The organism is Chryseobacterium sp. PvR013, assembly GCF_017833095.1.
Taxonomy (GTDB): domain Bacteria; phylum Bacteroidota; class Bacteroidia; order Flavobacteriales; family Weeksellaceae; genus Chryseobacterium; species Chryseobacterium culicis_A.
The window spans coordinates 1,116,105-1,129,299 of the sequence record NZ_JAFIBT010000001.1; the positions used below are offsets into that span (position 1 = coordinate 1,116,105).

Genomic DNA, 13,195 nt, shown 5'->3' on the forward strand with positions numbered 1-13,195 from the left:
AAATCTTTGCGACCTAAAAACCGCTTATATTTCAAAAAAAATCTTTGCGTCTTTGCGTTTTTAATATTTTATTTTCTCACAGATTGAGCTGATTTTTCAAATGATTACCTATAAGATTATCAAAAAATCTTTGTGCCTTTCCATTTCCCCGATAGCTTATTTTAAAAGTTCATGAGTATTTATGACCCGTGCATAAAGATTTCCAAGAGCAGATATTCCGGCCAAAGTAGCCCTTTGTACTTCTGCCGCCTTCACCACTTCCCCATTCAACTCCCGGTTTCTGGTTGCTGTTGCATCTCCGATAATTGTATTCGTAAACCCAAAATCAAAAGCAGCTCTGGTAGTTGCCTCTACACAAACATCCGTCATCATCCCTGTGATCACCAGATTTTTGATTTCCTTTGACCGAAGATAATCCATCAGATCCGTTTCTCTGAAGCTGTTGGGGAAATGTTTAATAATTATTTTTTCATCTTCGCGAGGTAAAACCCTAGGATTGATTTTAGCACCCTCCGTATCCGGAAGAAAAAAAGTAGCTCCATCATTGGTAGAAATATGCTGAATATGAATAACAGGAAGATTATTTTTCCTGAAATACTCTAAAACTTTCCGGGTGTTTTCTCCAGCCTGTTCGGCATTTTCCAACATCATTTTTCCTCCCGGGAAATAATCGTTTTGTACATCGATAATTAATAGTGCTGTGTTTTCCATTTTTTGTTTTTGTGCGTTCATTGTAATCAGTGAAATTATTATCAGACCTAGAGTCAGAATAGTTTTGAATGTATTTTTCATGTCTCAAATTTTATAGGTCAAAATTACACAGGCTTCTCCTCCTGACCTTTGAACTAGTTCAAAAAAACACCACTGATATATTATAATATCCATCAAATTTTGAATATTGCTACTTTTTTTCATTTACATCAATTTAAATAAGAAATTTTATTATCTTTTTTAAAGAATATAAATATTAATCCGTTAATATAATTTAACGGTATCAGATTTGGATAAGCAAAAAAAATAGCCTTATTTTATTGTACTGTAAAAGAAAATATTTTTAAGGGGAAAAATTTAAATAACCTTTATAAAAGCGGGATTACCAAAATGTTTTTTGGATAAAAAAGATTCATTTAGTGTTGAATAAAACATTAAATTTGCGACATTGATATTATGGATAAAAAGACACAAAAAAAACCGACTGAATCGCCTGAAAAAGGCAGAATCTTATCTAAGCCACGTATTTTTTTCGGGCTTACTTTTATACTTTTATCGGCTGTTCTTGCATTCTCATTCGTCTCTTATCTGATGAACTGGAAGGCAGATCAAAGCCAGGCTGGAACGATGCTTGACAAGAGTATAAAATCTTCAAATATCTTTGGCAAGGTAGGTGATTGGCTTGGGAATATTTTTATTTTTGAAAGTATTGGGATTGCTTCATTTATCATCGCTTTTTTACTTCTTGTTGTGGGTACACTGATCCTGAAAAAGAAGATCTTTAAGCCCTGGAAAACTATTGGTCATTCTTTATTTTTTATCTGCTGGCTTCCTATCTTTATGGGAGCACTTACTAAAGGACAAGGGGTTTTAGGAGGTGTGTACGGATATCAGATCATGGATTACCTTAACTCTATTATCGGAACGGTAGGTTTGTGGACCGTTCTCGTGGCCAGTATCCTTTTATATTTTATTCTTGAATTTAATCTTCGTCCAAGTTCTATCAAAGCAAAACTGGATAAGATCAATGAAAATACTATTGGAAAAGTAAAATCTATGATGCCGGACTCTAATGATGATTTCGAGGCCGATGAGGAATTGAAAGAAGAAGCAGAGGAAACAGCAGAGGAAACGGCATCCAGAGTTACAGTAACTGATGTTACAAACCACTCTCCCAATAATCCGATTAATACAATGAAAGAACCAGAACCGGTAAGCACTCCGAAAGGATTTCCTGAAGTTCCGGTTTCAAGTGAGATAGAAACGATTACTACTCCCAACCATACTTCTTTTGAAGCAGAACCGAGGGATGTTTCTCAACCGGTAAGTTTAAACCTTTCTGCAAAACCCATTGTTCCGGTTTCCAGTCCGGAGGAAGCATTTGACATCAGACCCTCTGCTCCGTCTCCAGTGGCAACTCCCACACCTGCACAGGAAAACATTAAATTCAATGTAGAAGTAGCCCAGGTGATTGATGTTTTGGACGATTCTGATAAAAAGTCTCAGGAACTTGTAGAAAAGCACGGATTGTATGACCATAAGCTTGATCTGCCCAATTTCCAGATGCCGCCTGTAGAATTACTGAAAGATTATGGAAATGAAGAAATTTCTATCAATAAGGAAGAATTAGAAGAAAATAAAAATAAGATTGTTGGACTTCTTAAGAATTTCAACGTTGGAATTGCAGAGATCAAGGCAACAATTGGTCCTACTGTTACGCTGTACGAAATTGTTCCTGAAGCAGGAATCAGAGTAGCAGCCATTAAAAAACTACAGGATGATATCGCACTGAACCTTTCTGCATTAGGGATCAGAATTATTGCTCCAATGCCTGGAAAAGGAACTATTGGTATTGAAGTGCCAAGAAAAAATCCTACCATGGTTTCCATGCGTTCTGTGATTGCTTCTCAGAAATTCCAGAATACGGATATGGATCTTCCGGTAGTTTTCGGAAAGACTATTTCCAACGAAATCTTCATGGCTGACCTTTCAAAAATGCCTCACTTATTGATGGCGGGAGCTACAGGTCAGGGTAAATCTGTTGGTATTAATGCAATTCTTACTTCTCTTCTTTACAAAAAACACCCAAGCGAACTGAAGTTCGTCATGGTAGATCCTAAGAAAGTGGAACTTTCATTATACTCAAAAATTGAAAGACACTATCTGGCAAAATTACCGGATGCTGAAGAAGCAATCATTACGGATACCAATAAAGTAATCAATACACTGAACTCTCTTTGTATTGAAATGGATACACGATATGATCTTCTTAAAAATGCTTTCTGTAAAAACTTAAAAGAATACAATAAGAAATTTACCGAGAGAAAATTAAATCCTGAAAACGGTCACCGTTACTTACCTTATATTGTATTGGTAGTAGATGAGTTTGCAGATTTGATCATGACCGCAGGAAAAGAAGTTGAATTACCCATTGCCAGACTTGCTCAGCTTGCAAGAGCCGTAGGGATTCACCTTATTGTTGCCACACAAAGACCATCCGTGAACGTAATTACGGGTATGATCAAGGCCAACTTCCCGGCGAGAGCTGCCTTCAGGGTAATTTCCAGTGTAGACTCCAGAACCATTCTAGATTCGCCAGGTGCAGATCAGCTGATTGGTAAAGGGGATATGCTTTATTTCAACGGAAACGAGATCTTAAGACTTCAGTGTGCTTTCGTAGATACTCCGGAAGTGGAAAGACTGGCAGAATTTATCGGAGAGCAGAAAGGCTATGCTTCAGCGTTATTGCTTCCTGAATATGTTTCTGAAGACTCTACAAGTACAGTAGGTACTTTTGACCCGAACGAAAAGGATGCTTTATTTGAAGAAGCAGCAAGGATCATCGTTTCTACACAGCAGGGATCTACATCGATGCTTCAGAGACAATTGAAACTGGGATATAACAGAGCCGGAAGAATTATGGATCAGCTTGAAGCAAGTGGTATTGTAGGCGGTTTCAACGGAGCTAAGGCAAGAGAGGTTCTGATCAGTGACTTGCATTCTTTGGAACAGTTTTTGGAAGATCTGCGTAGTTAAAGGAAAAAATTGAATGATTTAACCTTTCAAAATTAAAAATGTCTAAAGATTATTAAATAAAAAAATGAAAAATATTATTTCAAAAGTTATATTAGGAAGTTTTGTTGTAAGTGCAGTAGGTATGGCGAACGCTCAGAAGATTGATGCTAAAGCTAAAAAGATATTGGATGATATTACAGCCAACTACAATTCTAAAAAGAATTCTTACTTCAAATTTTCTTTTGGAAGCGGTCTTAACGGGCAGGTGGCAAAAACAGAACCTGGTATTTATTATGTTGCCGGAGAAAAATACAAACTGAAGATCATGGATACAGAACAGATCTTCGACGGAAACAAAATTTATAATATCAACGCGGATGATATGGAAGTAACCATTGCAAAACCTAACGGAAACAGCACCATGTTCTCCCCTATCAACTACCTGACGACCTATAGAAACGATTATAATGTAACCTACAACGGTAAGAAAATGGTCAATGGGGTTAATTCCGATTTTATTAAACTGACTCCGGTAAAAGCAAACGGAATAAAGTATGTATACCTTTTTGTAGACTCTGCGAAAAAACAAATGGTAAAACTTGAGCAGCATGGCAACAACAAAGATGTTGCGGTAATCGCTATTAAAGAATACAAAGAAAACCAGGAGTTGGATCCTAATATGTTTGTTTTCGACAAAAATAAGTTCAAAAACTACATCATTACAGAACTTTAAAAAGCTGAAAGTGAATTCGCAACCACGCAAATTTCCTTTTTAAGTTAAAAAAATAACAAAATATAAAAAGCCACAAGTAAACTTTGTGGCTTTTTGATTAATTTTGGCGCATGTTAAAAATACTAGACCGATATATCATAAAAACCTTCTTTGGACCGTTTTTCTTTATATTCAGCGTATTGTTTTTCATTTTTATTGTAAACATTATCTGGGTTCAGTTAGGACAATTTATGGGAAAAGGATTAAGCTACTGGCAAATCCTTAAACTACTCTTTTATCTGGGGGTAAACGTAATCAGTATGGTTCTTCCCCTTACGATCCTTCTGGCGAGCATTATGTCATTCGGTGAATTTGGAGAACGTTATGAGCTTGCAGCAATGAAAGCCGCGGGAATTCCTCTGACCCGAGTAATGATTCCCCTTCTTGGAATTTCAACGGCACTTGCCATCATGTTGTTTTTCTTCTCCAATAATATTATCCCGGATTTTCAGAAAAAGGCAAAAAACATGCTTTTCAATATTGCCCAGACAAAACCGGCCATCAACTTTACTCCCGGACAGTTTATTGATCAGATTCCCGGGTATATGGTGAAGTTTGACAAAATATACGGAGAAAACGGAGAGAATATTGAAGGTGTTTTTGTGCATAAGAAAGCAAACGCTTACGAAAATCAGCAATCTGTGGTAGCAGAAAAAGGAAAATTTGTTCCGGCTGCCAACAAGAACTTCCTAAAGCTTGTCCTTTATAACGGATATGTTTTTGAAGATGCTTTTGCCGGAAAAGGTGATAATGTAAGACTAAAACAGCCTGATCAAGCCATTAAATTTGATACATTGGTTTCTCACTTTGACATCAGTGAAATCATCAATAAAGCCATCGAAAAAGAACAGATTACGGATGACTATCGTTTCCAGACCTATAACCAGCTTGACGGAACGATTGCCAAAAACAAGAAAGATAACAAACAGTTCTTTGATAATATCGGGGCGGAAGTTCTTAACCAGACCAATTCTGTCATTACCTATATGGATAAGGGCAACAAGCATAAAGTAGCGCCCAAAACCCAGATCAAACTGGATACCGTGAAAGGAGAAAAAAAGCTGGAAATTATTTACAATTCCTACAGCAGGCTTGATAATCTGAAATCAACACTGGAATCTAAAAAGAATGAATACAGTTCCAATGTGAAGTACTTCAGTAAAGTGGTGATTTACCAGCAGAGAATTGTGGCCTATTCCGTAACCTGTATTATCTTTTTCCTGATTGGGGCAAGTTTAGGTTCCATTATCAGAAAAGGAGGAATGGGACTTCCGGTCATCATCGCCATTGTTATTTTCATTGTCTTTTATGTCATGAATGTTGGGGTGGAAAATATGTCCTGGAGCGGGAAAATGAACCCTTATCTTGCGGCGTGGCTTCCCAACCTGATCCTTCTGCCTTTTGGAGTCTGGATGACGTATAAAGCCCTTACAGATTCACAGTTATTTGATGCAGAGAAATACAAAGCATTATTCAAACCGATTACGAAAAGGTTTACAAAAAGTAAAGAACATCAGAGATACCAATAAATCTGATATTGAAATAAAAGAAAGCTCCGGAGAAATTCCGGAGCTTTTTTATACGATTTTATATTGATAATTCATGCTTTTAATTTTTTTGTATTTTTATCAGCCATCAAAGTATCTATCATATGAAAACCTTATTTCTGGCAGCAGGTCTGCTTCTTATTGTTTCCTGTAAAAATGAAAAAGAGAAAACTTCTTATAAAGAATCCGTTTCCAGGGATAGTCTTGTCATAAAAAAGGATTCAATGCAGAGCAGCACTGAAGAAGACCCTATTGCTGAGATCAAAAAAGAATATGCTGCCCTTCAGGCTCAGTTGGAAACTAAAAAGCTGAGTTCTTCAAAATTCAATTATGATTGTAATGACGAACCTTCAGGGGAAGTTACTTTCTATTCTGACAAGGATGGAATTAAAGTGATAGAACATTTTTATGCAGAACACAGTCATTTTTCCGGATCTGAAAAGTATTTTATTAAAGATGGAAAGCCATTTTTTATTTTCAGACAAGAGACCGTGTGGAGTTTTGATGGCGGCACTCCCGAAAAACCAGTGACCAAAGATGACATTACAGAAACCCGTATCTACCTTCAGAATAATCAGCCGCTGAAATGTCTTGAAAAGAAATACAGCATAAAATCCGATCAGAAAGAAAAAACAGCTCCTGATACTATTCCGGGAAAAGAAATTCAGTGTAGTGTGGATGAAATCCTTAAGAGCTACCTATCTCTATTAAAACATAAAGACCAGAAAGGCTCCATACAATGTTTATAAAAACAAAAGAGATTGACCTTTGAGCCAATCTCTTTTTTATATTTTAAAACTGATAAACAAAAGCATTAATATTCATTCCTGCTCCTACAGAAGCAAATAAAACCACATCATTTTTGCTGATTTGATGATGTTCCAGCTCATCCTTCAGAATCATTGTCAGCAAAGAAGGAATAGTAGCCACGCTGCTGTTTCCCAGTTTATGAATAACCATAGGCATAATGTTTTCCGGAACCGGTTTTCCATACAATTGATAGAACCTGCTCACGATGGCTTCATCCATTTTTTCGTTCGCCTGATGAATAATAATCTTATTTAACTGATCAATAGAATATCCACTGTTGTCAAGACATTTTTTCATGGCATCGGGAACATTGACAAGGGCAAATTCATATATTTTTCGGCCATCCATTTTAATGTATCGGGTATCCGGACATCTCTCATTGTTATAAGATTTTCCAAAATACAGATAATCTTTTTCTTCCAATGTATAAGAAGCTGATAAATGAGCTTTAATCCCGGAATCATCATTCTGATTCACTTCCAGAACCGCTGCTCCTGCGCCGTCAGCATAGATCATACTATCTCTGTCATGAATATCCGCCACACGGGAAAGGGTTTCTGCTCCAATCACCAAACATCGTTTCGCTATACCGGACTTAATAAATGCATGAGCCTGTATTACCCCTTCAATCCATCCCGGACATCCAAAAACAACATCATAGGCAACACAGAAATTATTTCTGATTCCTAATAAATGTTTTACCCTGGCGGCAAGGCTGGGCACCATATCCGACTGAACTGTTCCGAAACGAACATCCCCGAAATTATGGGCAAATATAATATAGTCTAATGTTTCAGGATCTATTCCTGCATTTTCTATTGCTGAACGCGCTGCAATCAATCCCAGATCTGAGGTGACCTGTGTACTGTGCGCATATCTTCTTTCTTCAATGCCTGTAATCTTTTTTAGCTTATCCGTAATGGAGGCATTATCCTCTTTTAACAATATCCCTTCTTCATTAAGAAAAACATGGTTATCAAAAAATAAATTAGTTATTGTTTCCGATGGGATATAATTTCCTACCCCGATAATTTTTGTCATCATTTTAGTATTCGTCTCCTGTTTTTTTAATTAGACACCAGGAATAATTTTATTAAATATAATGAATGAACGTAAATACTTCACAATATAGTATGGAATAAGAATGCATTGCATTATAAAAAGTTAAATAAAATAGCAAAAAAACAAAAAAAGAGGTCTCCCATTGGAAACCTCTTTAGTATTTTCAACAGCTGGAAATTATACTTTCATAATTTCAGCTTCTTTTGTCTTAAGATGCTCTTCGCAAAGCTTAACGTATTTATCAGTGTAAGTCTGAATTTCTTCTTCTACTCCTTTCAATACATCTTCAGAAACTCCATCCAGCTTTTTAAGTTCTTTCAAACCATCCTGTCTTGCGTTTCTTACCGTTACTTTAGTGTTCTCAGATTCTACTTTAGCCTGCTTTGCAAGTTCCTTTCTTCTTTCCTCAGTTAAAGGCGGAACATTAAGGATAATGTTTTCTCCATTGTTAGAAGGTGCAAAACCTAAGTTTGAGTTGATGATCGCTTTTTCAATCGCATTGATTGCAGTTCTGTCCCAAGGTTGAATAGAGATTGTCATTGCATCCGGAACAGAAACATTCGCAACCTGGTTGATAGGAGTCATTGCTCCATAGTATTCTACCATTACATCCTGAACCATTGATGTAGAAGCACGTCCTGCTCTAATTCTTTGAAATGCGTGATCCAGGTGCTTTACCGCTGCATCCATGTCTTGTTTTACAGATTCTAATATAAGATCTAATTCTTCCATTATTATATTAAAGTTTGATAAATTACACATCTATTAATTCAACTGAATATCAACTAATTAAATCCAAAAACACTGTAAACATCAGGGTTTTCTTACTGTTTTAAATTATTTTTTACTATTCAGTGCTGCAAAAATAATGATTGTTTTCGAATAATAGCTATTTCCAACATGATTTTGTGTACTTGCCTTTTCTTTGAAACAAGAAATTTGTTTTTACCTAAAAACTCAACAAAAGCAAAAACTTCGGGTACAAACACCTACCGAATATTTTGGTTATTTCTACTTAGTGTGATTTCATTTTTTCTAGCTTCCTTTACTATGTCTTTTAAACAGAACATTAGCAGGTATTTGAGTATAATATCTGGAAGGCAAACAGAAAGTCTCAAAGAAGACATTTTCTTATGAACTAAAAATTTAAAACTAATTTAAACCCATCACATCATGACAAATCCATCATTAGATGCCTATCAACAAGTTTTCGGTATGGCAGGTCTTGCCAACCGTGCCGGAGGCTACAACGGTTTTGGTATCCAGCTGCAGCAACAGCTTCAGTATGATTTATCCTATTATTTTAACAATGTTCCTCCGGTTAAAATAATGGATCAGAAAACACCTTCCATAGCTAATCCTTCAGCCGTATCGGAATTAGGAAGCTGGGATTTGGTCTGGGGGCCAGCCCTGATCGAAGAGAAAAATGAAAAGGGAGTTCCTACCGGAGTTGCAGATAATGCATTATATGTCGTTAAGTCTAATGCTGTCGCATTTCCCGGAGGACCTACATTGCCTACTTATGTTGTAGCTATTGCTGCTACCAATCCTTCATCACTTTACGATTGGGAAACAGAAGATTTTTCAGTTTCAGAAGTGGTCAACTGGACCACTTATAACCCTTCCAATTTCGCTCCGTCACCTTATAATGGTACAGATCCATATATTTCAAAAGGAACTGCTACTGGAATAGGTATACTGCTGGGGCTTACAAGTCCTCAATCTGCCGCTTCACCTAATACCACACTGCAACAGTTTATTGCCAGCTTAAATCCTGACCCGAATACAGCCATTATATTTTGTGGACATAGCCTTGCCGGAGCATTATCTCCTACCCTTGCCCTTTATCTGAAAGAGAATAAAGATCTGGATGCTTTCGGGGTAACGCTTGTATATCCTACTGCCGGACCAACTCCCGGTGAGGCTGCATTTGCCAATCTGTTCAACAGTAAATTCCCGCCATTGCCTTCAGGGTGGCAGCAACAGACAGGCACCTACCAAAGCTGGAATACCATGCACTGGAATGATCTGGATGTAGTGCCTCATGCATGGCCGGTATCGGAACTGGCAAAAATCGCAACTATTTATGGCCAGGCCCCTACTTATATGACGGCTGCTTTATTAAACGCTTTACAAAAGATGGCAATTAGTGATTCTTCAAATTCAGGAGCCAGCTATACAAGAATACAGAACCAATCGCTTCCGGGGCAACTTCAACACTCAAGTGCCTCCTCGATTAGCATCAAAACACCGCCTGAGTCTTTGCAAGACTATATGCTTCAGCTATCCGTACAGCATGTGGGAATGTATAATGGTATTCCTGCGGAAGGGTCTAATCCACAAGTGAATGGTCTTATTTTAACACAGCCATTACCAAAACCAGATCTGAAACTGGTACCGGGAGTAACTGCTGTTACAGAATTGGAGATGATTCTTAAAATAATAGATCAGATCATTGGGTGGATTTCTTCCCGTTATGTTTTGGTTGAAAAAGAAAATGCCACGCAAAATGCCAGTGTGGATAAATAATTAAGATTAGTGTTAAAAAGAAAACACCTGTCACAATAACTATTGCAACAGGTGTTTTTATATTTTCAGGGGTTACATTGATTATAAATCAACCAAAGTACCTACATTTTCTCCGTCTACGATTTTTTCTAAATTTCCATCCTTATTCATATCGAATACAATGATTGGCAACTTATTTTCGTGGCTTAAAGTAAATGCAGTCATATCCATTACTTTAAGATTTTTCTCGAATACTTCATCAAACGATAATGAATTGTATTTTACTGCATTAACATTCTTTTCAGGATCACTGTCATAGATTCCGTCTACTCTTGTTCCTTTCAGAATGACATCAGCTCCAATTTCGATGGCTCTTAATGTAGCAGCGGTATCTGTAGTAAAATAAGGGTTTCCTGTTCCCGCTCCGAAGATTACTACTCTACCTTTTTCAAGGTGTCTTACAGCTCTTCTTTTGATGAAAGGTTCAGCCACTTTATCCATTTCGATAGCAGACTGAAGTCTGGTCTTGATTCCTGCATCTTCCAATGCTCCCTGCAAGGCCATCCCATTGATAACAGTTGCCAGCATTCCCATATAGTCTCCCTGCACTCTGTCCATTCCTTTGGCAGCTCCTGCTACACCACGGAAAATATTTCCTCCTCCAATTACGATGGCAACTTCACATCCTTTATCAACTACTTTTTTGATCTCAGCAGCATATTCCTGCAGTCTGTCGTTGTCAATACCGTATTGTCTGTTCCCCATTAATGCCTCACCGCTTAGTTTCAGAAGGATTCTTTTATATTTCATCTTTTATTTTTAGTAACTTTTTATTAGTACTGGTTTCCCCAGAATTTGATTTTGCAAATATAATCATTAAAAATATTGATAAAAGAAAAATATTTAAATAGAAATAATGTAAGAAATATTTTGAAAAGTACGAAAAAGGATTATTTTTGCATTAATTATAAATTGAGTTGAAGAAAATTATCATTTTTTCATTATTTCTATCAGGAATTGTTTCTTATGCGCAAACAGGAACAAATGTTTATCCGTTCTTAAATGTGCCTGTATCTGCAAGACAGGCTGCTTTGGGTGGCGATGCAATTTCGATAAGAGATTATGATGTTTCCTTTGCTATTGCAAACCCTGCCCTGTTAAACAAAGATTCTGATAAACAGCTTTCTGTAAACGCAACGGCTTACCTTGCCGATTCGAAATACGGAACTATCGCTTATGCCAAAGACTTTGAGAATGGCCACATGGCTACCATCAATGCTAGGTATATGAGCTATGGAAGTATTCCGAGGACTGACGAAAGCGGTTTCGAAAACGGAGAATTCAAAGCTTCAGATGTAGCCATTGGCGCAGGCTATGCTTACCAGTTTGAAGAAGACTGGACGATTGGTGGAGGTCTTAATTTCGTTACCTCAAAAATTGACAACTATACTTCTTCCGCCATCTCAGGAACAGCGGGAGTTACCTATCATAATAAAAAGACCAAAGAAGTACTTTCCCTGGTGATGAGAAACTTTGGTTTCCAGCTGAAATCATTCAACGGAACAAGAGAAAACCTTCCGTTCAGAGTTGATCTGGGATATACCAAAATTATCAAGAACTTCCCTCTTGCAATCACCATTACAGCACATGATCTTCAGAAATTTGATATTTCTTCAGAATATAATCTGGATGGACAGGAAGTAAAAACCGGAAGAAAAATTGCAGACCACTTTTCATTGGGAGCAGAATTGTTTCCGGAAAAGAACTTCAATATCCGATTGGGTTATAATGTGAAAAGAGGAAATGAGCTGGCTGTTGCAGATCAGAGAAACTTTTCAGGACTTTCTGCAGGATTTGGAATTAAAATTTCCAGATTCCGTATTGATTATGCCCACGTAAGGTATCACAACTCTTCAAATGTCAACCAGATAGGAATTTCCATGGATCTTTCCAGCCACAGAGGAGAGTAATCTTTTCAACTGATTTTTTTAATTATTCCGAAAATTTCTTACTTCCTCTTGATTTTTTAAAAAAAATCTTGAAATTTGCAGTATGAAAAAACCTGTAATTGCTATCGATGGGTACTCGTCTACCGGAAAAAGTTCTATCTCTAAAATCATTGCTGATAAATTGGGACTTATTCATATGGATACAGGAGCACTTTACAGAGGAGTTACCTGGTACGCTCTGCAGCGCTGTCTGAATGAAAATGGTGAAATTGATCTGAATACATTATTTTCTTCTTTTGATCAGATCAGACTTGAATTTAAAAACAACAACGGAACCCTTATTCTTTTCCTGAATGACACAGATATCTCTAAAGAAATCCGTACTAATATCGTATCTGACCACGTAAGCCTTGTTGCCAAACAGAAAGAAGTAAGAGACTTTTTGCTGCAGTCACAGCGCACTTTGGCAGAGAAAGGCGGCGTAATTATGGACGGACGTGACATTGGGACAGTAGTTCTGCCAAATGCGGACTATAAATTCTTCCTGACTGCCAGTATTGATGAAAGAACCAACAGAAGGTTTTTAGAACTGAAAGGCCTGGGAATAGAAGCCGATAAAGAACAGGTAAAGCAAAACCTTATAGAACGCGACAAGATCGACAGTGAGCGTGAAATAGCCCCATTAAAGCAGGCTGACGATGCTATCGTGATTGACAATTCTGAATTAACCAAAGAAGAAACCATAGAACTTATTTTATCTCACATCGAAAAGATTTAACAATTTTTAATAGGCATCAGGCCTCCTTTGGTATACAAATTGC

Annotated in this window: 11 protein-coding genes; 7 read left to right on the forward strand and 4 right to left on the reverse strand. The window is 37.2% G+C overall.

All coding sequences use genetic code 11. From position 1 onward, the window contains the following. Positions 1 to 156: 156 nt before the first annotated feature. Positions 157 to 792, reverse strand: a complete 636-nt coding sequence (locus JOE44_RS05155) for a cysteine hydrolase family protein (protein ID WP_209784633.1) — start codon at positions 790 to 792, stop codon at positions 157 to 159. 375 nt (positions 793 to 1,167) lie between these two features. On the opposite strand from JOE44_RS05155, the gene JOE44_RS05160 reads away from it, so the two are divergent. The 4 genes from JOE44_RS05160 (at position 1,168) to JOE44_RS05175 (ending at position 6,794) form a co-directional block, all read left to right on the forward strand. Next, a complete protein-coding gene (locus tag JOE44_RS05160) occupies positions 1,168 to 3,747 on the forward strand; it encodes a DNA translocase FtsK (protein ID WP_209784634.1) in 2,580 nt (859 codons plus the stop codon). Positions 3,748 to 3,811: 64 nt separating this feature from the next. Then, complete coding sequence (locus JOE44_RS05165) at positions 3,812 to 4,459, forward strand: outer membrane lipoprotein carrier protein LolA (RefSeq protein WP_209784635.1); 648 nt, start codon at positions 3,812 to 3,814, stop codon at positions 4,457 to 4,459. A 110-nt stretch (positions 4,460 to 4,569) separates the two neighbouring features. After that, a complete protein-coding gene (locus tag JOE44_RS05170) occupies positions 4,570 to 6,027 on the forward strand; it encodes an LptF/LptG family permease (protein ID WP_105682515.1) in 1,458 nt (485 codons plus the stop codon). Between the two features lie 122 nt (positions 6,028 to 6,149). Next, positions 6,150 to 6,794 carry a hypothetical protein gene (locus JOE44_RS05175; RefSeq protein ID WP_209784636.1) on the forward strand — a complete coding sequence of 215 codons (645 nt, stop codon included), beginning with the start codon at positions 6,150 to 6,152 and terminating at the stop codon, positions 6,792 to 6,794. Positions 6,795 to 6,837: 43 nt separating this feature from the next. On the opposite strand, the gene JOE44_RS05180 is transcribed toward JOE44_RS05175, so the two are convergent. Both JOE44_RS05180 and frr read right to left on the reverse strand, forming a co-directional pair. Then, positions 6,838 to 7,899, reverse strand: a complete 1,062-nt coding sequence (locus JOE44_RS05180) for a ketoacyl-ACP synthase III (protein ID WP_209784637.1) — start codon at positions 7,897 to 7,899, stop codon at positions 6,838 to 6,840. 195 nt (positions 7,900 to 8,094) lie between these two features. Then, positions 8,095 to 8,649: a ribosome recycling factor gene (frr, locus tag JOE44_RS05185; protein ID WP_209784638.1), complete on the reverse strand. Its 555-nt coding sequence runs from the start codon at positions 8,647 to 8,649 to the stop codon at positions 8,095 to 8,097. A 441-nt stretch (positions 8,650 to 9,090) separates the two neighbouring features. On the opposite strand from frr, the gene JOE44_RS05190 reads away from it, so the two are divergent. Next, a complete protein-coding gene (locus JOE44_RS05190) occupies positions 9,091 to 10,446 on the forward strand; it encodes a hypothetical protein (protein WP_209784639.1) in 1,356 nt (451 codons plus the stop codon). An 81-nt stretch (positions 10,447 to 10,527) separates the two neighbouring features. Here the strand turns inward: JOE44_RS05190 and pyrH are convergent, their stop codons facing one another. Next, positions 10,528 to 11,235 (reverse strand): UMP kinase, encoded by a 708-nt coding sequence (gene pyrH / locus JOE44_RS05195; protein ID WP_105682522.1) that lies wholly within the window; start codon positions 11,233 to 11,235, stop codon positions 10,528 to 10,530. A gap of 167 nt (positions 11,236 to 11,402) precedes the next feature. Here pyrH and porQ point away from each other — a divergent pair, with 167 nt between their 5' ends. Then, on the forward strand, positions 11,403 to 12,395 hold the full coding sequence (gene porQ, locus JOE44_RS05200) for a type IX secretion system protein PorQ (protein ID WP_209784640.1): 993 nt from the start codon (positions 11,403 to 11,405) through the stop codon (positions 12,393 to 12,395). A gap of 82 nt (positions 12,396 to 12,477) precedes the next feature. Continuing rightward, a complete protein-coding gene (cmk, locus tag JOE44_RS05205) occupies positions 12,478 to 13,152 on the forward strand; it encodes a (d)CMP kinase (RefSeq protein WP_209784641.1) in 675 nt (224 codons plus the stop codon). Positions 13,153 to 13,195 lie beyond the last annotated feature (43 nt).

Excerpts from the sequence above, each read along its gene's own strand:
- JOE44_RS05155 (WP_209784633.1), bottom strand. The coding sequence starts at position 792 with ATGAAAAATACATTCAAAACTATTCTGACTCTAGGTCTGATAATAATT.
- JOE44_RS05160 (WP_209784634.1), top strand. The coding sequence starts at position 1,168 with ATGGATAAAAAGACACAAAAAAAACCGACTGAATCGCCTGAAAAAGGC.
- JOE44_RS05165 (WP_209784635.1), top strand. The coding sequence starts at position 3,812 with ATGAAAAATATTATTTCAAAAGTTATATTAGGAAGTTTTGTTGTAAGT.
- JOE44_RS05170 (WP_105682515.1), top strand. The coding sequence starts at position 4,570 with ATGTTAAAAATACTAGACCGATATATCATAAAAACCTTCTTTGGACCG.
- JOE44_RS05175 (WP_209784636.1), top strand. The coding sequence starts at position 6,150 with ATGAAAACCTTATTTCTGGCAGCAGGTCTGCTTCTTATTGTTTCCTGT.
- JOE44_RS05180 (WP_209784637.1), bottom strand. The coding sequence starts at position 7,899 with ATGATGACAAAAATTATCGGGGTAGGAAATTATATCCCATCGGAAACA.
- frr (WP_209784638.1), bottom strand. The coding sequence starts at position 8,649 with ATGGAAGAATTAGATCTTATATTAGAATCTGTAAAACAAGACATGGAT.
- JOE44_RS05190 (WP_209784639.1), top strand. The coding sequence starts at position 9,091 with ATGACAAATCCATCATTAGATGCCTATCAACAAGTTTTCGGTATGGCA.
- pyrH (WP_105682522.1), bottom strand. The coding sequence starts at position 11,235 with ATGAAATATAAAAGAATCCTTCTGAAACTAAGCGGTGAGGCATTAATG.
- cmk (WP_209784641.1), top strand. The coding sequence starts at position 12,478 with ATGAAAAAACCTGTAATTGCTATCGATGGGTACTCGTCTACCGGAAAA.